The following is a 26,554-nucleotide window of genomic DNA, read 5'->3' as shown; positions in this document are numbered from 1 at the left end:
AAAGCTGTACCTCTTCTTCAGAAGATTGTTTTACGTAATATAAATTATGTAAAAACTATTTTACTTTTTCTTCTTCGTAATCCCCGTTGCTGCAGACAACTTGCTTGCCTCCACCACGAACTTTCTTTTCGACAAGGTATTGACCACATTTTGGACAAGAACGGCCAACTGGTTTATCCCAGGACGTGAAATCACAATCTGGATAACGATTGCAGCCATAGAAAAGGCGGTTTCGTTTGGTTTTACGCTCAATAATTTGTCCTTGATGACATTTAGGACACTCTACGCCTATTTCTTTGACAATAGCTTTGGTATGGTGACAATCAGGGAAATTGCTACAAGCATAGAATTTACCATAACGCCCCAACTTGATAACCATAGGACTTCCACAAACTTCACAATCAAAACCAGCTGGCTCATCCTTGATTTGGATTTTCTCCATTTCAGTCTCAGCCTTAGCTACTTCCTTTTCAAAAGGCTGGTAAAACTCGTCAATAACCTTTTGCCATTGTTCTTTTCCGACTTCTACATCATCCAATTTGGCTTCCATATCAGCGGTAAACTTCACATTGACAATATCTGGGAAGAATTCAATAATCAATGAATTCACAATTTCTCCCAATTCGGTTGGTTCAAAGCGTTTGGAAACTAGTTTTACATAGTAGCGTCTTTGAATAGTTTCAATCGTTGGTGCATAAGTTGATGGGCGCCCAACGCCATTCTCCTCCAAGGTCTTAATTAAAGTTGCTTCTGAATAACGTGCTGGTGGTTGAGTAAAATGCTGTTCAGGATTGGTGTTAACTCGCTTCACTATGTCACCTTTTTCCATCTCAGGTAACATTTTATTCTTATCAGAATCGTTGTAAATAACTAGATAACCGTCAAATTTAACTTGACTACCACTTGCAGCAAACTGAACACTATTTTGCTCTAATTTCACACTCATAGTGTCAAATACCGCTGCTGTCATTTGACTAGCCACAAACCGATTCCAAATCAATGTATACAATTTTAATTGATCTTTATCTAGATATTTAGCAATATTTTCGGGAGTATTGAACACACTCGATGGACGAATCGCTTCATGAGCATCTTGTGCACCAGAAGAATTTTTAATTCTACTACCATGTTTAGAATATTTTTCGCCAAAACGCTCTGTAATAAAAGCCGCAGCTTCATTTTGAGCCACTGGGCTAATACGAGTAGAATCTGTACGCATATAAGTAATCAAACCTTGCACACCCGAACCAATATTGATTCCTTCGTAGAGCTGTTGAGCGACCATCATAGTTTTCCGAGTTCGGAAATTGATTTTATTAGCAGCGTCTTGCTGCATAGATGATGTAGTATAAGGTAGTGGAGCATGGCGCTTGCGTTCCTTTTTCTCAACACTTTCTACGGTAAATTCATCACTCTTGATTTGAGAAAGGACATTTTTGACATCATCGTTGGTAGCAAGTTTCATTTTCTTGCCATTTATACTATAAAAGCTTGCTTGAAATTGCCGAGCACCTTTCTTGAACGTTCCATCAATCGTCCAATATTCTTCTGGCTTAAAAGCATTAATTTCGTTTTCACGATCAATGATGAGCTTCAAAGCAACAGATTGTACACGTCCAGCCGATAACCCCTTCTTGACTTTTTTCCAGAGAATCGGAGAAATAGAATACCCTACAATACGGTCAAGTACACGACGAGCTTGTTGAGCATCTACCAAATCCATATCAATTTGACGTGGTTCTTTAAAAGCATTTTTAACTGCATCTTTCGTAATTTCGTTGAAAACAACGCGATTTTTATCATGTTCATCCAGATTTAGAATATGAGCCAAATGCCAAGAAATAGCTTCTCCTTCTCGATCTGGGTCGCTCGCAAGATAGACTTGTTTAGCCTTTTTAGCTTCTTTTTTCAAGTCATTGATAAGAGGACCCTTTCCACGAATATTGATATATTCTGGCTCATAATTATTTTCAAAATCAACGGACATCGTAGATTTTTTCAAATCTCGAATATGACCTACGCTAGCTAAAACCTTGTAGTTCCGTCCTAAATATTTTTCAATTGTTTTTGCCTTAGCTGGCGACTCTACAATCACCAGATTTTTTTTAGCTATTGTTTTTTTCTTTGTTTTTGTTGCCAATCTAAACACCTTCTAAAAGTAATAAACCTCATAGAGTTTAAACTATTTTTTTCAAGATGTCAACTAGTAGCATTCTCTTATAGGAGAACTTGTTTTAAAACTGGAATTCAGAAAGTACGTCAGACCCTGATGTGATACATTTTGCTCCCTCCTGAATCAAATGATGACAGCCATCACTTCTTCCATCTAAAATTGACCCTGGAATAGCAAATACATCTCGCCCTTCTTCCATTGCTCGCTCACAAGTAATAAGGCTGCCTGAGCGCATTTTAGCTTCAGCGACAATAACCCCTCTACACAATCCTGCTATAATCCGATTACGCTCTGGAAAATGAAATTTTAATGGCTCTGCTTCAGGACCATACTCACTAAGCACTAGATGATGTTCTCCCAAATACGATTGGAGTTTCTTATTCGCCCTTGGATAAAACACATCTAGGCCCGTTCCGATAACTGCAATTGTTCGACCACCATTTTGCAATGCTGCCATGTGAGCCGAGGTATCAATTCCGCGTGCTAAACCACTCACAATAACCAATTCATTGTTTAGCTCTTTAATAATCTTTTGAACAGATTGACTGCCTACTCGGCTACTATTTCGACTTCCTACAACAGCCACTTTAGGTAATTTTAGCAAATCCAAATTACCTTTATAAAAAAGAAGAACGGGTGGATTATAAATTTCACTCAAATCCCAAGGATATACATCGTCCAAGATAGAAAAAGATGGGAATTTCTCAAATTCTTGACGTAATAAATCATCATCTAACTGCAAATATTTTTCAATAAAAAGAGCAGGATTACGGCATTCGGAAACAACTGCCATGTCTTTGGCAGACAAATCTTTTTCATGTATTTCAGCATATTCTAATACATTGATAACTTGTTGGTTTGTCAAGCCGGCTTCTTTTAATTTATAAATATCAAAATTATTCATTTTTTCATTCCTTTTACTTTCATTAATATCTTTCAAAGATACTATTCGTAAAAGAAATGAAAAAACGAGAATTTCTCGTTTTTTACATTTTATCTAATTCTTTAATAATTCGAGCTGGATTTCCTGCTAAAACAACATTATCACCATAAGATTTAGTTACAACTGATCCCACCCCGATAACGACATTATCACCTAGTGTCACCCCTGGCAAAATCGTTACACCCCCACCAGCCCAGCAATTATCACCAATAGTAATCGGTGCACCGTACTCTACCCCAGATAGGCGGTCTTGTGCATTCAAAGGATGGAGAGGTGTCAAAAGCTGACAATTTGGTCCAAACATTGCATTTTTTCCAATTGTAATCGGGCAGACATCAAGCATAGTTATGTTCCAATTAGAGTAGAAATTCTCACCTAAATGTATATTGATACCATAATCGCAAACAAAATTTGGTTTCATAGAAATACTTTCACCAGTAGAACCAAGCCATTCTTTTACTAAAGCACTTCTTCTTTTGCCATCTCGTTCTGCGTTAAATGTGTATTGAAATTTGCGAGAACGAGATACAAGCCTGCGTAATTCTGGATCTTGAGGATTGTATAATTGTCCCGCTATCATTTTTTCATATTCAGTTGCCATTGATTTTCCTTTTCATTCTTGATAAATAATTGGTGATTTTCTTCAGAAATGACTACATTGTTGTTTAAAAGTTTACTAATAATCATCTTCAGTTTTCTATCTTTTTAATCATTGATTTAATTGGTTCAAAAGTTTTGCGATGAATAGGAGTAATTCCTCTACGTTTCAATCCTTCTAAATGATGCTGAGTTCCATAACCAACATTGTGTGCAAAGTCATAACCTGGATAAGTTAAGTCATAATCTGTCATCATGCGATCCCTAGTCACTTTTGCTACGATTGAAGCAGCCGCAATGGAGAGTGAATTAGCATCTCCTTTGATGATAGATGTCTGTGGTATTTGAAGATCTAGCTTCATGGCATCAATCAGAAGATGTTGTGGAGTAATTTTAAGATTTCCAACTGCTTCTATCATAGCCAACTTCGTTGCTTCATAGATATTCACTTCATCAATAACTTGATTATCTTTGATACCAATGCCAATTGCAATCGCTTGCTTTAGCACTTCTTGATAGATTGTTTCATGTTTTTTCTTAGAAATTTTCTTGCTATCGTTGAGACCTTTTATTTTAGAGTTTTTAGGTAAAATAACTGCTGCAGCCACAACAGGACCGGCCAAAGGACCACGACCAACTTCATCAATGCCGGCAATACATTCTATACCCTGTGCATACAAATCTTTTTCATAGCATAGCATTTTTTCCAACCGAGTCTCTTCTTCATACTCGTCTTGAATTGCTTTGCGACGCTTAACAACCAATTTCTTTACCCCAGTCCGCTCATCATGAGCCAGCTCTTTAAAAAATGGGTCATCCAAACCAGTGACTTGTTCCAACTGTTTCTGAATTTCTTTAATCGTTGCCATTCAAATCTCCCAGCATATCCAATGTATATCGCCCTACTTTTCCGTCACGAATCTCTTTGATAAAAAGCTGATAAAACCGGTCATAATTATCGCGAAACCCTAATTTTTGTGTCATATCCATAATAATTTCAGGAGCCTCATCTTTTAAATTCATTGACTTGAAGCGCTCTTGAAGCTCAGTAGGATAATGTTCTTTGAAATAATTGATTCCAAAAATAGTCACTTCATCCATTGGCAGTACATCATCTTTAATCGCTCCTGTTAAAGAGAGTTTTAAAGCTACTTTTTCATCCTCAAACTTAGGCCAGAGAATCCCTGGAGTATCTAAAATTTCCAAGTCCTTATTAGACTTGAGCCACTGCTGCCCCTTGGTAACACCTGGTTTATTTCCAGTCACAGCGATTTTTTTCCCAGCTAAACGGTTCATCAGAGTTGATTTACCAGCGTTCGGGATGCCGATAATCATAGTCCGCAATGTTTCGATTTGTATCCCACGTTCTTTTTGCCGAGCGATTTTTTCTTTCATCAAAGATTTTGCTGCTTCTGTGACCTTTTTTACGGTTGATTGTTCTTTAGAATTGATAGCCAATGTTTTGATGCCCTGATTTTCAAAATATCTTCGCCATTCTTTCGTTAAATGGGCATCAGCTAAATCTGCTTTATTCAAAACAAGGAGTTTAGGCTTATCACCCACGATTTTTGTCAACATAGGATTTTGACTAGAGAATGGCAAACGCGCATCTACTAAAATCGTCACAAAGTCAACAAATTTGATATTTTCTTGAACTTGTCTCCTAGCCTTTGACATATGACCTGGAAACCATTGAATAGTAGCCATGAAAACCTCTTTCTTACAGTATTCTAACATCTTCATTATATCAGAATTTTAAATAATCCGCAGCGATAAATAGAGGCTTCAAAAAAACCTTTCAAATTTAAAAGGCAATTTTCAACTTGAATGATACAAAACAGCTTTTTTATCCTGTTTATCGGTAAATGAAAGTATTAGTTCGCGAATTCGTGTTACATAATCAACAATTTCTTTCCTCTTGTTGTCAAACTCTACAACAAGAGGAAATAGATCATGGTCAAAAAATTATAACAATTTTCAAAAACCTCCTTCATACGAGTATCAAAAAGGAGGATACTGAGGATACTAAAGTTGATAAAACTCTTTTTTCCTTTTGTAAAGCGATGTACAACATGAAAAGACACAAAAAAGCAGGATTGAATTCCTGCTTTTTCTATTTATTAGAATTTTTTACGTTTACGAGCTGCTTCTGATTTGCGTTTGCGTTTTACAGAAGGTTTTTCATAGAATTCACGTTTGCGTGTTTCTTGAAGAGTACCAGCTTTAGTAACCGCACGTTTGAAACGACGAAGAGCATCGTCAAGGGATTCATTCTTACGTACTACTGTTTTTGACATTATTTTCACTCCCTTCAAGTTTAAAATCCTTTAAATTCTATCATATTAAGATACACTTGTCAAGTCTTAGAAATTGCTCGAATGTGTCTGTTTTTGGGAGAAAATGAAAAAATCGATAGCTACTGCGTCTTATAAGCTAAACCAGAATTTATCGGATTTGTTCAAAATGCAAATGGACTGCGATCTGATCGCCATAGCCATTACGCTCTAAATCTCGTTGCAAGCGGTAGGAAATATAATGCTCTGCAATCGTAATATAACCAGCACCTAGTAAGCGATTTTCTACCATTGATTGAATCATACTAATAGTAGCTCGTTCTACGCCAGCTTCCTCTAAATCCAATACTACTTTTTTAGTGACAAGCGCTAAATTTTGACGTAAATCATCGGTCAAAACATAAACTGTTTGCGCCGCTTTCAAAATAGCTTGATAAATTTTATCTGGATTAAAATCAGTAATTTCGCCATTACGTTTGATGACTTGCATGAAAAACTCCTTTAAACTTAGTTAAGTCTGTGTACATAGTACAATAAAGACATTATACTATTTTTTCGGCAATTCTCAAAATAATAGATACTTTGAAAAAGTTATTAGATAAAACTATAGTTTATCCAATCTTTACTTTATTTCTTCAACAGTGATTTGAATATCTTAATTTTAAAAAAAGACAAACACTCAAAAATCAAAGTGTATGTCTTTAGAATGGATGAGTAATTTTTTTAATCTTGAACTAATTAATCTTCATTATCTCTTTTACGACGGCGAACACTAGCTAAACTTCCCAATCCAAGTAACAATCCCAATGCAGCAACTTGATTTGTTTTAGTACCAGTAGCAGGTAGAACTTTTTGATTGCTATTTTGTTGTCTAACTAACAATGGCTTGGGTTGATAAGTTCTAGATAAATGCAATTTTTGTACTTCTACACCTGTTGTCTTTTGAGATTTTGGTGGGAGTTGACTTTGTAATTTTTCATAGTTTTCTTGTAACTTGGTATAAATGGAACGCACAATATCCAGTTTTGCTTCTTCTTCTTTTAACATGTTAACCTTCGCAGCATAGACAGCCTGTGTAGCTTGAAGAGCTTTTCTAGCTGCTTCAAGCGCTTGAGGTGCATTTTGTAATTTTTCCAAGTTATTTTGAGCTTCTTTTAGCTTGATTTGACTAGTTTGTAGGGCATCTTTTGCCTTAGCAAGGTTTAACTCTTCTATAATTAAGGCTTTCTTTAGTTCTACTAATTTATTTTTAGCAGTTTCTAGCAAATTTTGTTCTTTTGCTAATGCTGCTTGTTTAGGCGCTAACTGTGATGCAATCATTGCAGTTGCACGTTTCAAAGCTGCTTCTTTCGTTGCAATATTTTGCTTCGCTTTTGTCAAAGCCGCTTCTGCTGTAATCAACTCAGCGTTTGCAGTAGCAAGGGCTCCTGAACGATTCGCAGCCAATTTTTGAAGGTCTGCTAATTTTGCCTTTTGGATATTTAAAGTAGATACATAGCCTGTTCTTTGAGCTCGCAACATAGCTAATTGATTCTTAGCTACTGTTGCTTGTTCATCTGCAGCTTTTGCAGCACCAGCAAAATTACGGATTGCTTGCTCATAAGCATCTGCGCTAAGAAGTGTACCGTTATTGAAACGTTCATTAGATGCTGTGTGGAAACCAACTTCATATAAATTATTATATGGATTTGGATTACTATAATATGCTGCTGAAATCGAATTAAAGTTTTTATCCATCATTTGGACATAGTGACCGATTCGTGCAAAAACATCAGCACCCACTTTCATATAAATAGCATTAGCATCAATTTTTGTTTCGTCTATTGGAAGTCCATATTGTGCAGCGATTTGCTGATACAGAGCCTTTTCGCTATACCAGTAGCCAACCGCTCCTCTTACAGAGCTATTAATGGCTACGTTTTCATTGCCAAAATATTTGCCCATATGCCAATTTGCTCTTCTAAAATAAAGAGTTTGAACTTGACTGGCTGGATTTTTGTAAGGATCAATCAACAGTTCCTTTAATCCAGCTTGTCTACGGTAAGTATTGATTGCCCTAACCAATTCAATCGCTTTTAAATTATTTTCCAAAGTTGCTGGGCTTGTTGAATCAGAACCAATTGTAATACCGTCTTCATGTTTAGCTCTTTCATAAGTCGCTAGCGCTTCAGCAGCTGCATTACGAATCGCTTGATTAGCTCCATTTGTTTTAGCATGTTGCAAAAATTCACCATAGGTTGCTTTACTCAAGTCAACATTTCTTCTATTAGCAGCTGATTGTTCAGCGCGGGCTACTTCAGCAGATTTTTGATCAATAGCCGCTTGATTTTCTGCAACTTTTTGCTCACTTTGCTTAACTTGTTCAGTAGCTGCATTGATTTCTTTAGGAAGATTAGCGATTTCTTCTTTCGCTTTAGCAAGATTTTTTTGCTTTTCTGCCAAATTCTTTTCCGCTTGTTTTTCTTCTTCTTTTGCGCGGTTAAGATCGTGTTCCTCATTTGCAACTGGAGTTTTAGCTGTGTCTAATTCACGTTGGGCAACATCAACAAGTGATTGCTGCCCTGCTACAATATTTTCTTGATTTTTAACAGCTTCTTTTGCCTTTTCTTCCGAGCACTTTGCTTCTTGAACCTTCTTCTTCTCTGTTGCAACAGTGTTCTCTGCTGTTTTTACTTTTTCTTTTGCAGTTCTAATCACTTCTGAGGTCGCTGCATTTTTTTCTGTTTCTGCATCTGCTACGGCTTTCTTGTTATTTGCTACTGCTTCCTTTGAAGTATTTACATCCTCTTTTACTTGATCTACAACTTTCTGTTGCGTATCTTTCTGAACTTTCGCAGCATTTGCTTCCAATTTTGCTGATTGAACATCTGATTCTGTAACTGGTTTTGTAATTTTTTCAGATGTCTTTGGTTCAGTGGATTTTGGTTTTGCTTCTTCTGCATTTACTGGATGTGATAGACTACCTGAAATGATTGTCGTTGCAGCTAAGCCGGTCGCAACGACTGATTTTTTTATTTTTCTCTCCATTAGAAATCCCCCTAATATTACTTGTTCCTTTTCATTATAAAACATTTCAACCTAAATTACAATTCCACTAATGTCTTGCATAGATAACTATTTGATTAAATTTCTTTTACATAAATAATTTATTGAAACTATTCGATAAAAAATCTATGCCTAACAGGCGATTATTCCCCAATTGTAATAGATGCAAAAATAAGTTACAATAGAGAAAATTTCTTCTGTACGGGGACAGTTAAGATGCCAAAATCTAAATATCAATGTATCGTAGATCGGATTCGTCAAGATATTCAAAATGGGAAATTGCTCAAGGGGCAGAAGATTCCTTCTATTCGTAAGTTAGCAGATAAGTATCATTGCAGCAAAGATACAGCCCAGAAGGCACTAATGGAATTAAAATATCAAAAATACATCTATGCTGTTCCAAAGAGTGGCTACTATGTCTTAGAAAATAGTCCGGAAGATCAGCAGGATATGGAATTATCTGTCAGGGATGACCGCCACCAAATTTATGAAGATTTTCGAATTTGTCTCAATGAAACGCTCATCGGTCGAGAAAATTATCTTTTTAACTACTATTCACAGCAAGAGGGATTGGAGGAGTTGCGCCACTCGGTTCAACAACTGCTTTTGGATGCGGCTATCTACACCTCTGCTGCTAAAATTGTTCTAACATCTGGTACCCAGCAAGCTCTTTATATTCTGTCGCAAATTGCGTTCCCGAACGGAAAGCAGGAAATTCTAGTTGAGCAACCAACCTATCATCGGATAAACGATTTGCTAACCGTACAGAAACTTCCTTATCAAACGATTGAACGGACTCCAGAAGGAATCAATCTAAAAGAGTTAGAATGGATTTTCCAATCAAGGAATATCAAATTTTTCTACACTATTCCACGATTTCATTATCCCTTAGGACATTCTTACAACCGAAAAGAAAAAGAGGAAATCATTCGTCTTGCTCAGCTTTATGATGTTTATATCGTAGAAGATGATTATTTAGCTGACTTTGACAGCAAGCATGAGTTGACCTTTCATTACTTGGACAACAGCCAACATGTCATTTATATCAAATCTTTTTCTGCCAGTCTTTTTCCCGCCTTACGAATAACAGCTCTACTATTGCCATCGGATATTCAATCAGCTTTCATTGCTTATAAAAAAGCAGTAGACTACGATAGCAATCTCATCATGCAAAAAGCCTTATCTCTTTACATTGATAATCTTATGTTTGAGAAAAATCGTCTAGCACTTCTGTCCCGATTGGAAGCAGAAAAAGATAAGGCTCAAAGCCTCTTAGAAGCTGAGGTTCTAGTGCTTCCCTATCAACTAACAACAGATGGCGTACTTTTTGATTTCCGTTCCCTTGCTTCAACAAGTTCATTGAAACACAGCAATCTATCTTTGGACTTTTTTGAATCAAGTTACATACATGATTGTCCTTATCAATACGCAAAAATTAGATATGAAAATCTAGAAAAAACCTTACACCATTTAAATAAATATTTATAAAAGGAGCCGAAGCTCCTTTTTTCTAAGAAATCACTCCTCTCCCATCATACCTGCTTGAAGTTGGTACATTTTATAATAAGTACCTTTGAGAGTTAAGAGTTCTTCGTGAGTACCAGATTCAATAATTCGGCCTTTCTCCATAACATAAATACAATTGGCATCTTGAATGGTAGATAGCCGGTGAGCGATGGCAATAGTCGTTCGTCCTTGACGCATTTTTCTCAAAGAAGATTGAATCAGTTCTTCGGTTTCTGAATCAATATTGGCGGTTGCTTCATCCAAAATTAAGATTTTAGGTTTGCTTGCAATTGTTCTAGCGAAAGCTAGCAATTGTCTTTGACCACTCGAAAAAGTCGCTCCTCTCTCTGTCACTGGGCTATTATAGTTTGCAGGTAGCCGACTGATAAAGTCATGCGCATCAACAAATTTAGCAGCTTCTACAATCTCTTCTCTCCCTAGATTTTCTTGATACATTTTAATATTAGAAGCAATGGTACCATGATAAAGAAACGGTTCTTGAAGAACTAAGCCAATATTTCGGCGCAATTCAGATTGACTGTAATCTTTAATATTTTTATCATCAATTAAAATTTCACCTCTCTCAAACTCATAAAAACGTAAAAAGAGATTAATGATAGAGGACTTGCCCGACCCAGTCGCACCGACAAAAGCAATTGTCTCCCCCTGTTTGACCGAAAATGAGATATCCCTAAGAATATCATACTTGCCATCATAAGAAAAAGAAACATGACGAAATTCAATCTTTCCATCTGTAATCTCTAGCGGTAAATTGGTTTGCTTCGGTTCATAATCCTTACGGTCCATGATTTCAAAAACGCGGCCTGCAGCTACCATAGATGTTTGCAAAACAGAATAATTCTGCATCAAATCAATCAAAGGATTAAAAAGCTGATTGACATATTGGACAAAGGCATACATAACTCCGGCTGTTACTCCTGCAATTTGCCAAGTAAAACCAAAATAAGCTAAAATGACCGCATAAGCTAAAATTTTCAACAAAGACATGGCTGGCCGCAGAAAAAGGCTATTAATATTAAGATAGCGAACTGTATAATCCAAATGCTCACCGTTAATAGTTTCAAATTCCTTTATTAAGCGATTTTCTTGACCAAATGCCTGAATAATACGCATTCCCTCAATACTTTCAGAAAGCTTAACATTCAAATCGCTAAGTTTACTTCTGACAAGCTTGAGGAGACGATCAGATAAGCGTTGATAAACCAAAATGGAACCTAACATGACTGGTAAAAAGAGTACAATAAGACCTGTCAATTGCCAATTCAAGCTAAACATCGTCACCAATGTTACGACAAGAATAAAAACAGAGCTTAAAAAACTTGAAAAGATACTACTAAACATATCCGCTACTGCTTGTGTATCATTTGTCAAACGGGAGACAATCGCTCCTGCTGGGGTCTGATCAAAATAGACCATCCCTAAATACTCAATATTTTCAAAACTTTCTTGACGCAAATCGCGAACAATGCTATGTGCCACACGCGCAAAAGAATATTGTCCCAAGAAAGTAAATAACACTCGCAAAAGAAAAAGAGCATAGTACATAATCAGAACATAAAAACCTGTCATAATCTGATAACGACTAATAAAATGGTCAATGAAATAGCGAGCTAAAAGTGGCAAAGTTGTCGTTACCAAGGTTGTCGCAAAGATGAAAACGAGTGCCAAAATGCTAATCCATTTATAACGCCACATATAAGTTAGAAGGCGATAAAAGGTTACTTGTTTTCTCATTATCGATCCTCCTTTAGATTTTCTGCCAATTGTTGTTTATGATAAGTTTGTGCATACCAACCATTTTGAGTTAATAACTCTTGGTGAGTACCCCGTTCTTTAATTCGTCCATTTTCCATCACTAAAATCAAATCTGCATGAACAATTGCTGATAGACGGTGCGCAGTGATAATGGTTGTTTTATCGTCTCTTTCTGTTTTGAGGTTTTCCAAAATCAAATGCTCTGTTTTAGCATCAACAGCAGATAAAGAGTCGTCCAATATTAAAATATCTGGTTTAAGAACAAGTGCTCGACTCATTGCTAAACGTTGCTTTTGACCTCCTGAAAGCGACACCCCACGTTCACCGACAATCGTATGAAAGCCTGCTGGCATGCCAATAATATCCTCATAAAGACCACAAAGTTTACTAGCTTGAATCACTTCGTCATCTGACAAATTTGGATTTGCAAAACGAATATTGTCCGCAATTGACATTGCAAAAAGAACCTGCTCCTGCGGCACATAGCCAATTAAGCTCCGTAAATCATTTAAAGTATAATCTCGAATGTCATGATTATTCAGACAAATAGCACCTTCCTGAATATCCTGTTCTCTCATAAGCAAGCGCAAAAGCGTCGTCTTGCCAGAACCTGTTTGTCCTACGATTCCTAACGTTTGCCCTTTTTCTAACGAAAAGTGAATATTGGACAAAGTTGCTGTTTCCTCATAAGAAAAACGTTTAATATCATAGACTAAGCGACCGTTTTGGATAGGGGAAACAGGGCTTTTTGTCTCTTTGACATCAGATTTTTCTGCTAACAGTCGCTCAATCCGCTCATAAGAAACTGCCCCCCTCTGGCTAATATTAAAAAGATAACCCATTGCCTGCAAAGGCCACACTAACATATCCAGATAAGTGATAAATGTTACTAATTCTCCAACTGTAAATTGTCCTCTAGAGATGAACAGTCCACCAAAAATCAAGGTTAAAGCATAAGATAAGCCGATGAAAATCAACACCATAGGGTCAAATAGGGAATTATATTTTGCGGCTAAAATATTTTTCTCATAGACACCCTGATTTATTTTTGCAAAAGATTGACTTTCTGCTATTTGATAGCCAAATGATTTAGTCACTTTAATCCCCGAAACACTTTCCTGCACCTTATTGTTCAAATCAGAAAAAGCTTCTTGGGCTGCCTTAAAACTCTCATGATTTTTTCGCCCAATTAGACTCGTTCCCCAAGAAAGAAATGGCAATGGTAAGGTGGCAATCAAAGTCAGGCGCCAGTCTAAAACAAAAAACATAGTCAACAGCGTTACCAGAGCTGTGATTGTGGCATCTACTGCCGACATAACGCCTCCACCTGCCACGCTCACGACTGCATTAATATCATTTGTTGCATGCGCCATCAAATCTCCTGTTCGATATTTTTGATAAAAAGACGGAGACATTTTAGTAAAATGTTCAAAGAGACGAGAGCGCAAAATTCGCCCCAAATGATTTGCTGTGCCAAAAATGTAGAGACGCCAAAGATAACGAAGAGCATACATAATAAAAGCCGAAGCAAGCAAAACCGAAAGATTTAAAACTAATTGGTTTGATGTTAGATTTCGACTAGCAATACGGTCAATTACCACACCAATTACTCTAGGGGGGATTAAATTAAAAACACTAACCAAAGACAAGGCTAGAATTCCAATTATATACCGCTTTCTTTCTAGATTGAAAAACCAACCTAATTTTCTGATAAGATTCATATTCTCTCCTCAATTATTGCTGATTACCATTATACACTATTTTTCATAATTACTAGAAAAAACAAAACACAGTCAGTGCAAGCTAACTGTATTTCTCATTTCTTTTTGGTTAATATAAAACTTTCGTCCAAAAGAGCAAAAAGTTCTGTATCTCTTAAAGTGTCATCCAAGGGCAGGCTAAGCCAATATTTTTTGTTCATGTGAAAGGCTGGGTAAATTCCCTTTCTCTGAATTAGCTCTACCACATGGTCATTCTTAACATTAAGCACCTCAATAGTACCACTTCGATCTACTTCAAACTTAGACCAATCTGTAGTCAGAAAGGCTCCATACCATTTTTTACTGTCCTGATGACGGAAAACTCCAGCTTTGGTAGAACTCTTCCTGGAAGACTTTTCCCAGAGGTATTCCAGCTTTCCATCATAGGTTTTTGCAACATAATCTTGCAAGCGGCCACTCTGTTTATAAAGAAAGCCAACTTCGTCAAAACAGTTAGTTCGAATCATCAGGAAAATCTCTTGACAAGCTTCACGAACCTGTCCAACAAATTCACCCGTCATCTGCTCCATTTTGACTTGTACATATTCATCGCCTGTTTCTTGATCCACTACCTGATAATTTAACTCTTCACCCTGTAATTGAATTCGCAAACAAAAATCACCATTCATTATTTCTTGAGAATAAACAAGCCCTTTTTCCTTTTTTTTAAAACCAAAAATCTGTAATTTTTCTAGATTCGCTTGATATTTCTCAAATATCTCTAACATGTTCTTCACTTTCTAAAATACAATTTTGGTGCCATGAAGTTGGTTCACGCCAAGATTTGCGATAATTTCATCACGATTATTAACCGTAATACCTCCTCCTGGTAAAATTTCAATTCGACCAGCTGCATGTTTTATCAAAGTATTTAACCAGAGAAAATGATTGTGGATCGGCTCTGTAGCTACTCCTCCATGAGTTAAAATTCTATTCACATCATGTTCGATTAACCAATCTATTGTACTGAACTGCTGTTCCTTTGGAATAGCATCAAAAGCCATGTGAAATACGATCTCTAATCCTTGAGCAGCTTCTACCAACTTTTCCATTTTTAGATAATCAATTTTATCAGCAACTGTCAATGCACCAAAAACTACACCATGTGTACCAGCTCTGCAAGCCATTTGAATATCCTCTAACATGATTTTCATTTCTAAATCATTGTATACAAAATCTCCTCCACGTGGACGAATCATCGTCATAACAGTTGCATGGTAAGGATCCACTAACTCTACAGCTGCTTTTATGACACCATAGCTCGGCGTCGTTCCACCCACCGCTAGATTATCACAAAGCTCAACCCTTCGAGCACCTGTTTGCATGGCTTTTTCCAAATCAGTCACGTTTTCTGCACAAAATTCATAAATCATTTTTGACCTCTTCTATATGAAACTGTTTTCTTGACCATTATAACACAATCTTTATTTATTCCTCAAATTTTTTTGAGAGTTGTTGACACCAATCTAACCAATTTTTCTTGTAATCCGACACAGACAAAATCCGATTTTCTAAATCTTTTATTGTAGCAATACCTATTTTGTCACAAACTTGAAGACAATAGGAATAGAACTCCCAATTCAAATCGTCTTTTTCTGCATAAACTGGAATCTCTTCAAAACCAGCTTGATAAGCTATAAATGCTCTACTGTGTCCATCAGTAAAAAAGATTTTGTCTTGGAAGCGCTTAATTGGCAAGGGTTTTAAACTACTTATGTTCTTTGTATCAAACCATGTCTGAACCTGCTTTAGTTTCTCTTCTGAAAGATAAAATTGACTTGGTTGAATAGCTGATAAAGGAAGCAGTAAATCCAAAGCATAGCGATGTCCTTTTTCAGTCTTTTCTATGGGATAAAATCCTACCGATTCAAACATCTTTTTAGAAGCAGTATTGTAATCATAAATTTCTCGAACATACAAACGTTCATAGCCCAGCTGTCGTCCACGTTCAATTAATGCTTGAACAATAGTCTTCCCGATTCCATGACCACGATAATCTGAGTTACCAATAACAATAGGCATATCCTCTTGCCAAAAACTTACATCACCAATTGGCATCCAATTTTCATTTATCAGAATCTCAATAAAATACACTTCTCCATGCTGAGTAAGATAGTCATACATTTTCTTGATTCGCTGAAGTGTATAAGGCTCTCTACTATCATCAATCAAATGGATTACATCAGGATTCTGATACCAAGAAAAAGCTAGATGAGCTTGTCCATCATACTTTCGCAAACGTAAGGAAGAATGAATAGCAATATACTCTGGCTGTTCTAACATATCTATCATAGTTTTCTCCTCTTATTAATATTCTAACAAACATAGTACCTACTATTTAGGAATTTTGTTTACTTTATCGAAATTTTCTCTTGACATTATCTGTAAAAACAATAAAATATACTTATGTATATACAGTTACTGGAGGAATTATGAAACCAAAAACAAAAAACCAATTTATAACTCTCACAGCTCTTTTGACAGCGCTAGCTATTGTCATTCCTATGATTATGCCTATAAAAATTATTATTCCACCCGCTTCTTATACGTTAGCAAGCCATGTCCCTATCTTTTTAGCTATGTTTATCTCGCCTTTGATGACTTTAGTCGTTATTTTAGGTTCCACCTTTGGATTCTTAGCAGCTGGTTATCCTATTGTTATTGTTCTTCGCGCCTTATCTCATCTCTTCTTCGGATTGTTAGGTGCTCTTTACCTTAGAAAATATCCTAAAACTTTAGATAAACCAATTCAAACTTGGATACTAAATATTGTTCTTGCTTTCGTTCATGCGATTGCTGAAGTTCTTGCTTGTCTCGTCTTTTACGCCTCTACTTCTTTTCCAGAAAATATGTTTTACCTTCTCTTCATTCTCGTAGGTGTTGGAACAATTATTCATAGTATCGTTGACTTTATCATTGCACAATTTATTTATAAGACTCTACAAAAAATCCGTTAAATCTTGAATAATTAACGGATTTATTCTACAATGAATTTATGATAAAACAAAGAAGAACTAATTTATTACAACTTTTAAAAAATACAGAAACTCCTTTAAATGGTCAAATTCTAGCAGAAAAATTCAATGTTACGCGCCAAATTATTGTTCAAGATATTGCCGTTCTTCGAGCTGATGGTGCTCCTATTATTAGCACAAATAGAGGCTATATTTACAAAATGAATGATACTGTTAAATATTATCACCAGCTTTTTAAAGTCAAGCACACAATCGAAGATATCGAAACAGAATTGTTGGCAATCGTAGACAATGGCGGACGAGTCCAAAATATTATGGTGGAGCATCCTGTTTATGGGGAAATCCAAACGTATCTGAAATTAACTTGTCGCAGAGATGTCCAACATTTTATCCAACAAATTCATGAAAGTAATTTCCGCGGTTTATCTGAATTGACAGACGGTGTCCATTATCATCTAGTAGAAGCCGATTCGCAGCAAGATTTAGATTATATCGAAAAAGCACTAGAAAATTTAGGTTTTCTACTGTAAAACATACACAAGTCATTTTAAGGATAGATTTCAAAAAATAGAGCCACTAAGGCTCTATTTTATTTTTCGTCAATAACAATTCTAACTTTTTTATCTTCGGTTGGAACAGAGTAAACAATCGTCCTTATCGCAGAAATTGTGCGACCTTTACGACCAATTACACGTCCAACATCGCTAGGATCAAGATCTAAATGATATTCCAAGAATTCTGGTGTATCTTCAATCCTAATCGTTAAAGCATCTGGTTGTGAAATCAGCGGTTTCACTATCGCAATAATAAGATTTTCAATCGTGTCCATGGTTAACCTGCACTTCTATTTATTTAGAGTATTTAGAATCGTGAAATTTTTTCATTACGCCAGCTTTTGAAAGAATGTTACGAACTGTATCAGAAGGTTGAGCACCTTTCGACAACCAGTCAAGAACACGATCTTCTTTCAAAGTAACTTGATTTTCAGCAACAAGTGGATTGTAAGTTCCAACTGTTTCGATGAAACGTCCGTCACGAGGTGAACGTGAATCTGCTACGTTAATACGATAGTAAGGTTTTTTCTTAGAACCCATACGAGTTAAACGAATTTTAACTGCCATTTTTAAAATTTCTCTTTTCTCTTTTTATTTTTAGGTATAGCAGAGCTATTACCAACGTACTCTATCATATCACAAGTAAGAATAGGTGTCAAGAAAAAAACTTGACATCTCTCAAATTACCATTCTAGAACCTCAAAGACTGTTGCTGTTAAATCTTCAACAAAAGAATCACTAACTTGGCGACTATTACCAGCTACAAATCTCAAATTGCCAATATCTTCAATGTTGTAACTTTGGCCGCTTGCATTGAAGATCACAAGGTAATATTTCTCATCTTTCACCTCAAAAATGACAATCCCACTTCCTGAATGAGCTGAGTGCACAAAGACGTGCTGGTAAATGTCTTCGTAATGTTGATAAGAAAATTCTTTTGTCATAGTTTTTAAATGGATAATCTTTTTGATATAGTCAATACTTTCTTGGTGATCAGCTATCAAATCCCAATTTACCTGATTAACAGTATCAGGAGCATTATAACTATTCATAGCACGTTCATAATCTTCCTGAATAGTTTGACCATTTTCTCCAGTTGCTACTAGCTTGCTACGTGAAAATTCCTGTCCTAGTTCCATAAAACTCATACCTTGCAACAGCAAATTCATCGCAGTCGCCAATTCAATTCGTTTGGTACGAGTCAAGTCATCATCATCTGGATGTAGTTCCACTAACAAGTCATGTAAATTATAATTATCATGCGCTTCTACATAGTTCACAACTTGTTTCGGTTCCAGATAAACTCCCAGTTCATTGCTTCCTAAAATTGCTTTAGCAACAATTGATTCTGTTGCCTCTCCACTTACAAAACCAGCTTTTAAGCCCCCATAGACCTCCGCTCCTTTAATAGCATCACGTTCAGTGTCATTGAAAAAACCAATATTTGGTAATTCGAAAGCGTTATCTTTCTTAGCTTTATCAAGAGGAAGTAACCCGGTTCCCATATCCCAACCTTCACCATAAGTCAGGATTTGAGGATCAATCTCATCCAAAGCTTCTCGAATCTGACGCATGGTTTCAATGTCATGAATTCCCATCAAATCAAAACGAAAACCATCTATATTATACTCATTGACCCAATAAAGAATCGAATCAATCATATATTTCCGGAACATCTCGTGTTCACTAGCTGTTTCATTCCCCACGCCTGTCCCATTTTGGAAAGAGCCATCTGGATTCATCCGATAGTAATAATCTGGCACTGTAGCTTGAAAAGGCGAATCATAAGTAGAGTAACTATGATTGTACACAACATCTATCACCACAGAAACACCCGCATCATGATAAGCTTGAATCATCGTTTTCAAATCCCGCATTCCTTGAGAAGGATTTGTTGGATCTGTTGAAAAACTCGTTTCTGGAGCATTGTAATTTTGAGGGTCATAACCCCAGTTGTAAGCCACATTCCCATCTTGATCATAGTCTTTATGTCGATCAGAGATCGGCTGTAATTGTACGACATTGACACCTAAAGATTGGATATAGTCAAATCCTGTCGCCTGCCCCATTCTATTTTTAGTCCCTCTCTGACAGGCACCTAAAAAGGTACCTCGATATTTTTTAGAAACACCAGAACTACTAGATTTCGTCAGGTCTCGTACATGCATTTCATAAATAACAGCCTGACAAGGATTTTCCAAACGCCAAATTGCTTGTTGTCCTTGCTTTACTTGAAAATGTTTAGGGTTTCGCTCCGTAGGTGATAAAACGACAGAACGAAATCCATCATCAGTCGTTGCTTCTGCGTATGGATCGCGCGTCAATGTTTTGTGAGACTCAAACTCTAACTGATATTGATAAGCTCTACCTGATAAATCATCCAAAATCACCCTAGACCAAATCCCAATTGTATTTTCAGAATGATCTTTTGAAAACCTCTTCCCTCTTTGCAACTCATAAATTTTCCAAATTTCCGAATTATTACTGCTATTCTTATATACCACTAACTGCACTTTTTTAGCGGTTGGTGCCCAAAGTTTAAATTCAGCTGTTTGACCATCAAAACGGCAACCTAGCCAACCTTGGTAACCCCAATGCTGATCAAAATGCTTGCTATCTAAAGCCATATCAAAAGCATGAAAATCTCGCTTTGCATAATACGGACTAGCTATAGCAGCTTGCCTAGAATAATAAATTTGCTTATCTCCTTCAATAATCCAGATTTCCGTCACCAGATGAGGAGGTAATAACTGAATGGAATAGTCAACCGACTGGTGAGACCAATCAATTGTTTTTACAATGACATGCGCATAATCTAAAGCATGATGGCTCTTATACGACAAATTCCCTTGAATACCAAAATCATCTCTTTGAAAAAAAGAAGCTTCTTCTCCCCATTTATTCATTTGCCATTTCCACATATTATAAGCTGTATAATTACCTAATTGATTATGGTAATGGATTAAGACACGATAGTCTAACATCATATTCTCCTGATTATTCCCTATTTTCTAATGACAAAGCACTATCGCTAATCTCATCAATATTTGCAAAAAACTCTAAATGGTTATGAAGAACTTCTAACTCAACAGGAGTGTCTCCACCATATTCACCATCCAAATTTAACATGAATGGTGCCTTTTTATCTAAAACTTCTAATTTTAATTTACTTGTTTTTAAATATTCTACATTTGCATCAGTCACATGCTGACCACCATTGATTGCTTGAATCATCAATGCTAACATGTCAAATAACCTTGCTGTTTTCACCAAAATCAAGGTGAAATTACCATCATCCAATACTGTATCTGGTGCCAATTTTTCAAAACCGCCAATTGAATTGGTCAAGGCAGCAAAGATTAAAGAAACTTTACCTTCAAACACACCATGGTCATGTTCAATATGCACCTTACGTAATTTAGATTTTGGCAGCATTTCTGCTCCTTTTGCAACATAGGCAAGATAACCCAGACGCGATTTAACTTCGCTTGGAACACTATATGTTAATTCTGTCAAAGTTCCTGCTGCAGCAATATTGATAAAATATTTTTTTCCATAAGCTTGACCGATATCCATTTTTATGGTTTGATCTTTTTCAATAATCCGAGCAGCTGCTACTGGATCTCCCATTGGAATCTTGAGAGCACGCGCATAGTCATTGGTTGTACCAGTAGGAATAAACGCCAACTTGGGACGGTTTTCCAATGGTGCCACGCCATTAACCACTTCGTTAATCGTTCCATCGCCACCAGCTGCCACAATTAAATCAAATCCTGCTTTGGCTGCTCTCTCTGCTTCGTTTTGAGCTGATAAAGGAGCGGGTGTTGTTTGATAAGCACTTGTTTCATAACCCACATCTTCTAAAACGTCTAAAACTTCTGCGATATTTTTTTTAATAATTTCCTGACCAGAGGTCGGATTATAAATCAATCGTGCTCTTTTTCTAGCTGTTTCCATACAAACCTCTACAAGTTCTCAAGCCAAGATTCATCACGAATGTCAATTCCTAACTCTTGAGCTTTTGTTAATTTACTTCCTGCATCTGCTCCAGCAACGACTAAACTTGTTTTTTTAGAAACAGAGCTCGTTACCTTTGCACCTAAACTTTCTAATTTTGCTTTTGCTTCTGAGCGATTTAGTCGCTCTAATTTCCCTGTTAACACAACAATTAATCCAGAAAGAGCCGCATCCGCTGAAACCTTTTTACCTAGGTAAGCTAAATTAATTCCCACTTCTTTCAATTCTTCCAATAGAATCTGTGTGCCTTCCTGAGCAAAATAACTAGTTAAGCTTTCTGCAATTACCATTCCTAGGCTATCCAGTGCAGCAACTTCTTCTCTAGTTGCTTTTGCTAACTGCTCCAAGTCATGAAAATGCTCTAGTAAAATCTGACTAGCTTTACTTCCAACATGGCGAATACCTAAGCCGAATAATAATTTCTCAGCAGAATTTTCCTTAGAAGTTTGAATAGCAGTATATAATTTGTTAGCTGATTTTTCCTTAAAATTCTCCAATTGCAACAAATCATTTACAGTCAAACGGTAAATACCAGCCACATCTTTTACCAGTTGCTGATCAAATAACTTTTCAACAACAGCCGGACCAAGACCTGCGATATTCATGGCATCACGACTAGCAAAATGAATTAAACCTTCTTTGATTTGTGCAGGACATCGTGGATTGATACAACGCAAGGCAACCTCATCTTCAAAATGAATCAGTTCACTGCCACAACTCGGACAATACTTAGGAATTTCAATCTTATCCTCTGATTGACGTTTACCTTCAACAACTCTCAAAACAGCAGGGATAATATCACCCGCCTTATAAACGATAACTGTATCGTCTTTACGAATATCTTTTTCAGCAATGTAATCGACATTGTGCAGAGTTGCTCGACTGACTGTCGTACCTGCTAGTTGCACAGGTGTTAGATTAGCAGTCGGTGTAACCACTCCAGTTCGCCCAACCGTCCAATCAACTGATAAAAGTTGAGCTTCTTTTTCTTCGGCCGGAAACTTGTAAGCAATCGCCCATTTAGGTGCTTTTACAGTAAAACCTAACTCCTCCTGCATTGCCAAATCATTTACTTTAACTACAACTCCATCAATATCATAAGGTAATTGTTTCCGTTCTTGATTGATTTTTTCTATGAATTCCCATACTTCATCCATCGAATCAGCCAAAATATACTGTTCATTCACACTAAATCCATTTTTAGATAACTTCTTTAAAACAGCATCTTGGCTCGCCATGTCTGTTGGACTAACTTCTTGATAGAGAAAGGTTGCAAGATTACGTTTGGCTACAATTGCAGTATCTAACTGGCGTAACGTTCCTGCTGCAGCATTTCTTGGATTTGCAAATTCCGACTCCCCGTTTTCTTGCCGCAATCGGTTCACCCTATCAAAGGAACTACGTGGCATATAACATTCACCACGAACTGTCAGATTTACAGCAGTTGGCAAGACTAATGGAATATCTTTGACTCTTTTTAAATTTTCTGTGATATTTTCTCCGACAGAGCCGTCTCCCCGAGTGGCTCCTGCAACCAAAATGCCATTTTCATACATAAGAGAAATGGAGAGACCATCAATTTTTAACTCGCACAGATAACTCACCTTTGGAAAATCTTTGCGAATCCGTACATCAAATGCCTCTAACTCTTCACGTGAAAAAGCATCCTGCAAACTATATAGCGGATACTGATGTTGGTATTTTTCAAACCCTTCTAAAACCTTACCACCCACGCGATGAGTTGGGCTATCAGCCTGAACGAGCTCTGGGTATTGCTGTTCTAAATCTAACAATTCATGATATAACCTATCATATTCACTATCTGATACGCTTGGATTATCCGTTGTATAATATTCATGCGCATATTGATTTAGTAGGTTCACCAGTTCTAACATTCTGTCTTTCATATTTCTATTTTATCATAATTCATGCGTTTCTACAGCATTCTTACTAATATTCTTAACAAAAAAATTAGACACATAAAATGAAATAGCATAAAAACTAGAATGTCTAAATTTTATAAGCATTCGTAAAATAAGATGTCCTAGATATTTTATAAATAATTTAATAGAATTTTGCCCTTAGAACTTTATAGATATCTTAATAATTCAAAATTTAATTGAAAAAAAGATATAAAAGAAGTAAAATATATATAGTTCACTTTCTTTTAATAAAGAAAAAATTCGAACAATATACAGGAGGAAGCATATTGTGAATATTACAATTGCAGGTGCTGGTGCTATGGGAAGTCGCTTTGGTCTCATGTTGCATCTAGCAGGACATAAAGTGACTTTAATAGATGGCTGGAAAGAACATGTAAAAGCTATCCAGAAAAACGGCTTACAAGCTAACTTAAATGGTGAACAAATCATCGCTAAATTACCAATTTATCTTCAAAGCGAACTAAAGCCAGCTTTGTCCAGCGATTTAATCATTTTATTTACTAAAGCAATGCAGTTAGAAGCAATGTTAACAGACATTCAGCCATTGATAAAAGAACATACAAATGTTCTCTGTTTATTAAATGGGATAGGACACGAAGAAATCATTGAAAGATATGTGCCAAAAGATCATATCATGATTGGAAATACTATGTGGACAGCAGGTATGGAAGGACCAGGTCAAGTGAAGTTATTCGGAAATGGAACCGTTGCACTGAAAAATCTGGTTTCAGATTCAAAAGCCAAAGATACAGCTGATCACATTGTCGAAATCTTAAATTCTGCTGGATTGAATGCACAGTACTCAGAGGATATTTTACACGCCATTTATAAAAAGGCTTGCGTCAACGGAACAATGAATGGTTTATGTACCATTTTACTTTCTAATATGGCAGACTTCGGTGATACTACGCCCGCCCATACAATTGTTCAACAAATTGTCAATGAATTTGCGGCGGTTGCAAAATATGAAAATGTCGATTTGAATGTTGAGGAAACTGTCGATTACATCGAAAAAAATTGCTACAATCGAGATACAATCGGATTACATCACCCATCAATGTATCAAGATTTGAACGAGCATAATCGTTTAACAGAAATTGATTATATCAACGGAGCTGTCGTACGAAAAGGTCAAAAGTATGGTGTACAAACTCCATATTGCTCCTTCTTGACAGAATTGGTTCACTGTAAAGAACAAATATTAGGCGCTAAATAGTTTGGAAACAGAAAGGGAAATTAGATGGAAACACAAGTACAAGAAAAGATGACAGCAAAAATCTTTGTCAATAAAGTATTGGCAGGAACAGCATTAGGAGTTATTATTGGCTTAATTCCAAACGCTGTTTTATCAGCCATTTTGAAATATTTCAGTACTGTGCCAATTGCACAGACTATTATTCATATCGCTGTTATTTTCCAACTAGCAACGCCGTTAATTATTGGTGGATTAATTGCTTTACAATTTGGATTTAAACCCATGCAAATGATGGTCACTGCCGGAGCTGCTTTTGTAGCTTCAGGTGTCGTTACTTTCAATACTGAACTCGGTAAATATGTTGGGGCTGGCACAGGTGATTTGATCAACACTATGTTGACCGCAGCCATCGCAGTTGGTATGCTTATGTTGATTAAAGATCGATTCGGTTCAACAGCTGTGGTAGCTATGCCGATTGTCGTCGGGGTAGGTGCAGCCTTTATCGGCTTACTGCTCTTGCCATTTGTTAAACAAATTACAACTGGCATTGGAGTGGTTATCAATGAATTTACACACTTCCAACCGCTATTGATGTCGATTTTAATTTGTTGTTCATTTGCCTTTATTATCATTTCTCCAATCTCAACCGTAGCTATCGGTTTAGCTATTCAATTAAACGGAATTTCAGCTGGTGCTTCAGCAATGGGAGTTGCTGCTACAGCTGTTGCTTTGGTTGTTCATTCTTGGAAAGTAAATAATTCAGGTGTGACCTTAGCTATTGCTTTAGGAGCTATGAAACTGATGATGCCAAATGTTTTTAAATATCCGATTATTTTAGTTCCGTGTTTGACCACAGCTGTTATATCTGCTATCCCAGTAGCTCTTTTCTCAGTCAGCGGAACTGCTCAGTCAGCAGGTTTTGGTCTCGTTGGTTTGGTTGGGCCATTAGCTTCTATTGATGCGGGACTAAATGTAGCTTTAGCAGTTATTGTATGGCTCATTGTTCCAATTCTTGCAGCTCTGGCAAGTAAAATTATTTTTGAAAAAATCTTGAAATTATATGATTCTTCTGTAGTATTTAAATTCCAAGACTAATAAAAAATCTGTCGAATTTTCGACAGATTTTTTATTAAGTCTGCTATTCAAAGCATTTATTTCCCCAAGTCAATCCGCTTATTTAGCTTGTCCATTAAAATTCCACCAATAATGAGTGAAGCGAACTCTCCTGCTGCAGTCGTAAACCAAGTCAAGAAAAATGGAGCTTTGGCAACAATATATAATTCTGCTGCAATAGTCACCATAGAAAGCGAAAAGAAAATTGCAAAATAAAAAAAGGCTTTACTGATTAATCCATTAAATAGATATTCATTCATATATTTTCTAAAGAAATATACACCCAAACTCAAAAATATCAAGGTCGAGCCACCACCGACAAAGACATCAATAAGCCCAAAACTAAATAAATTAGCAATCATGCAACCTAATGTGACTCCAATAATGTACTTAGGTTTATAAAAAGCCATAAAGTTCATCATTTCAGAAATACGAAATTGATAGGCTCCATAACTAATAGCATTCAGGGGCGGTGTCATTGTGAGTGCTACATAAATCGCAGCAACCAAAGCAATTTGAGCCATATCACGAACAGTAAATTTTTCCATTTTTTCTCCTTTGGCGGCTATAACCGCGTATAATATGCTTGGCGAAAGGAAACTAAGCGCCAAGGACTGTATTGATAACATTAATACAGCCTTTCAAGTATAGCACATTTTTTTT

General features: G+C 36.5%; 24 protein-coding genes and 1 riboswitch. Of the genes, 5 read left to right on the top strand and 19 right to left on the bottom strand.

Translation table 11 applies throughout. The features are described 5' to 3' along the window. Positions 1 to 55: 55 nt before the first annotated feature. The 8 genes from topA to HMPREF1654_RS06095 all read right to left on the bottom strand — a co-directional run bounded on the left by topA (position 56) and on the right by HMPREF1654_RS06095 (position 9,034). Complete coding sequence (topA, locus tag HMPREF1654_RS06130; RefSeq protein WP_014829675.1) at positions 56 to 2,149, bottom strand: type I DNA topoisomerase; 2,094 nt, start codon at positions 2,147 to 2,149, stop codon at positions 56 to 58. An 85-nt stretch (positions 2,150 to 2,234) separates the two neighbouring features. Beyond that, positions 2,235 to 3,077, bottom strand: coding sequence for a DNA-processing protein DprA (gene dprA / locus HMPREF1654_RS06125; RefSeq protein WP_003076620.1), 843 nt, complete (start codon positions 3,075 to 3,077; stop codon positions 2,235 to 2,237). An 82-nt stretch (positions 3,078 to 3,159) separates the two neighbouring features. Beyond that, the gene (locus HMPREF1654_RS06120; RefSeq protein ID WP_003076878.1) at positions 3,160 to 3,717 is read right to left on the bottom strand and encodes a sugar O-acetyltransferase; all 558 of its coding nucleotides are present in this window, start codon (positions 3,715 to 3,717) and stop codon (positions 3,160 to 3,162) included. 88 nt (positions 3,718 to 3,805) lie between these two features. Beyond that, positions 3,806 to 4,582 (bottom strand): ribonuclease HII, encoded by a 777-nt coding sequence (locus HMPREF1654_RS06115; RefSeq protein ID WP_003076831.1) that lies wholly within the window; start codon positions 4,580 to 4,582, stop codon positions 3,806 to 3,808. After that, a complete protein-coding gene (gene ylqF / locus HMPREF1654_RS06110) occupies positions 4,569 to 5,420 on the bottom strand; it encodes a ribosome biogenesis GTPase YlqF (RefSeq protein ID WP_003076572.1) in 852 nt (283 codons plus the stop codon). Before ylqF ends, HMPREF1654_RS06115 begins: the two co-directional genes overlap by 14 nt. Before the next feature lie 413 nt (positions 5,421 to 5,833). Continuing rightward, on the bottom strand, positions 5,834 to 6,010 hold the full coding sequence (gene rpsU / locus HMPREF1654_RS06105; protein ID WP_000048054.1) for a 30S ribosomal protein S21: 177 nt from the start codon (positions 6,008 to 6,010) through the stop codon (positions 5,834 to 5,836). 148 nt (positions 6,011 to 6,158) lie between these two features. Further along, entirely contained in the window at positions 6,159 to 6,497 is a 339-nt protein-coding gene (locus HMPREF1654_RS06100; RefSeq protein ID WP_003072637.1) for an ATP cone domain-containing protein, read from the bottom strand. A 248-nt stretch (positions 6,498 to 6,745) separates the two neighbouring features. Continuing rightward, positions 6,746 to 9,034, bottom strand: a complete 2,289-nt coding sequence (locus HMPREF1654_RS06095; RefSeq protein ID WP_003076528.1) for a CAP domain-containing protein — start codon at positions 9,032 to 9,034, stop codon at positions 6,746 to 6,748. A 234-nt stretch (positions 9,035 to 9,268) separates the two neighbouring features. On the opposite strand from HMPREF1654_RS06095, the gene HMPREF1654_RS06090 reads away from it, so the two are divergent. Beyond that, complete coding sequence (locus tag HMPREF1654_RS06090; RefSeq protein WP_003076282.1) at positions 9,269 to 10,540, top strand: aminotransferase-like domain-containing protein; 1,272 nt, start codon at positions 9,269 to 9,271, stop codon at positions 10,538 to 10,540. A 30-nt stretch (positions 10,541 to 10,570) separates the two neighbouring features. Here the strand turns inward: HMPREF1654_RS06090 and HMPREF1654_RS06085 are convergent, their stop codons facing one another. From HMPREF1654_RS06085 to HMPREF1654_RS06065, 5 genes are all read right to left on the bottom strand, one after another. Continuing rightward, positions 10,571 to 12,313, bottom strand: a complete 1,743-nt coding sequence (locus HMPREF1654_RS06085; RefSeq protein ID WP_003076650.1) for an ABC transporter ATP-binding protein — start codon at positions 12,311 to 12,313, stop codon at positions 10,571 to 10,573. Next, positions 12,313 to 14,055 carry an ABC transporter ATP-binding protein gene (locus HMPREF1654_RS06080; protein ID WP_003076407.1) on the bottom strand — a complete coding sequence of 581 codons (1,743 nt, stop codon included), beginning with the start codon at positions 14,053 to 14,055 and terminating at the stop codon, positions 12,313 to 12,315. Before HMPREF1654_RS06080 ends, HMPREF1654_RS06085 begins: the two co-directional genes overlap by 1 nt. Positions 14,056 to 14,150: 95 nt before the next feature. Then, positions 14,151 to 14,822, bottom strand: a complete 672-nt coding sequence (locus tag HMPREF1654_RS06075) for an MmcQ/YjbR family DNA-binding protein (protein ID WP_003076268.1) — start codon at positions 14,820 to 14,822, stop codon at positions 14,151 to 14,153. Between the two features lie 12 nt (positions 14,823 to 14,834). Then, positions 14,835 to 15,467 (bottom strand): copper homeostasis protein CutC, encoded by a 633-nt coding sequence (locus tag HMPREF1654_RS06070; protein WP_003076960.1) that lies wholly within the window; start codon positions 15,465 to 15,467, stop codon positions 14,835 to 14,837. A gap of 55 nt (positions 15,468 to 15,522) precedes the next feature. Continuing rightward, entirely contained in the window at positions 15,523 to 16,386 is an 864-nt protein-coding gene (locus tag HMPREF1654_RS06065) for a GNAT family N-acetyltransferase (protein ID WP_003076733.1), read from the bottom strand. Positions 16,387 to 16,526: 140 nt separating this feature from the next. Here HMPREF1654_RS06065 and HMPREF1654_RS06060 point away from each other — a divergent pair, with 140 nt between their 5' ends. Continuing rightward, a complete protein-coding gene (locus HMPREF1654_RS06060; RefSeq protein WP_003072629.1) occupies positions 16,527 to 17,051 on the top strand; it encodes an ECF transporter S component in 525 nt (174 codons plus the stop codon). A gap of 38 nt (positions 17,052 to 17,089) precedes the next feature. Beyond that, on the top strand, positions 17,090 to 17,599 hold the full coding sequence (locus tag HMPREF1654_RS06055; protein WP_003076429.1) for a transcription repressor NadR: 510 nt from the start codon (positions 17,090 to 17,092) through the stop codon (positions 17,597 to 17,599). A 59-nt stretch (positions 17,600 to 17,658) separates the two neighbouring features. Here HMPREF1654_RS06055 and kphA read toward each other — a convergent pair whose 3' ends face one another. From kphA to ligA, 5 genes are all read right to left on the bottom strand, one after another. Continuing rightward, complete coding sequence (gene kphA, locus HMPREF1654_RS06050) at positions 17,659 to 17,898, bottom strand: RNA-binding protein KphA (protein WP_003072626.1); 240 nt, start codon at positions 17,896 to 17,898, stop codon at positions 17,659 to 17,661. 19 nt (positions 17,899 to 17,917) lie between these two features. Beyond that, positions 17,918 to 18,190 carry a 30S ribosomal protein S16 gene (gene rpsP / locus HMPREF1654_RS06045; protein WP_003076473.1) on the bottom strand — a complete coding sequence of 91 codons (273 nt, stop codon included), beginning with the start codon at positions 18,188 to 18,190 and terminating at the stop codon, positions 17,918 to 17,920. Positions 18,191 to 18,306: 116 nt separating this feature from the next. Beyond that, on the bottom strand, positions 18,307 to 20,607 hold the full coding sequence (gene pulA, locus HMPREF1654_RS06040) for a type I pullulanase (RefSeq protein ID WP_003076858.1): 2,301 nt from the start codon (positions 20,605 to 20,607) through the stop codon (positions 18,307 to 18,309). Between the two features lie 13 nt (positions 20,608 to 20,620). Then, positions 20,621 to 21,580: a diacylglycerol kinase family lipid kinase gene (locus tag HMPREF1654_RS06035; RefSeq protein ID WP_003076850.1), complete on the bottom strand. Its 960-nt coding sequence runs from the start codon at positions 21,578 to 21,580 to the stop codon at positions 20,621 to 20,623. Between the two features lie 8 nt (positions 21,581 to 21,588). Then, entirely contained in the window at positions 21,589 to 23,547 is a 1,959-nt protein-coding gene (gene ligA, locus HMPREF1654_RS06030) for an NAD-dependent DNA ligase LigA (protein WP_003076606.1), read from the bottom strand. A 304-nt stretch (positions 23,548 to 23,851) separates the two neighbouring features. Between ligA and HMPREF1654_RS06025 the strand changes: the two genes are divergently transcribed. Both HMPREF1654_RS06025 and HMPREF1654_RS06020 read left to right on the top strand, forming a co-directional pair. Further along, on the top strand, positions 23,852 to 24,799 hold the full coding sequence (locus HMPREF1654_RS06025; protein WP_003072621.1) for a 2-dehydropantoate 2-reductase: 948 nt from the start codon (positions 23,852 to 23,854) through the stop codon (positions 24,797 to 24,799). 24 nt (positions 24,800 to 24,823) lie between these two features. Then, entirely contained in the window at positions 24,824 to 25,873 is a 1,050-nt protein-coding gene (locus HMPREF1654_RS06020) for a PTS sugar transporter subunit IIC (protein WP_003072620.1), read from the top strand. Positions 25,874 to 25,929: 56 nt separating this feature from the next. Here the strand turns inward: HMPREF1654_RS06020 and HMPREF1654_RS06015 are convergent, their stop codons facing one another. Then, positions 25,930 to 26,439, bottom strand: a complete 510-nt coding sequence (locus HMPREF1654_RS06015; RefSeq protein WP_003072618.1) for a QueT transporter family protein — start codon at positions 26,437 to 26,439, stop codon at positions 25,930 to 25,932. Continuing rightward, positions 26,437 to 26,546: riboswitch (PreQ1 riboswitch) on the bottom strand. It overlaps the preceding gene by 3 nt. Positions 26,547 to 26,554 lie beyond the last annotated feature (8 nt).

It is taken from the genome of Streptococcus intermedius SK54 = ATCC 27335, from assembly GCF_000413475.1.
Taxonomy (GTDB): domain Bacteria; phylum Bacillota; class Bacilli; order Lactobacillales; family Streptococcaceae; genus Streptococcus; species Streptococcus intermedius.
Note: the sequence above shows the minus strand (reverse complement) of the source record. Positions and strands in the feature narration are given on the sequence as shown.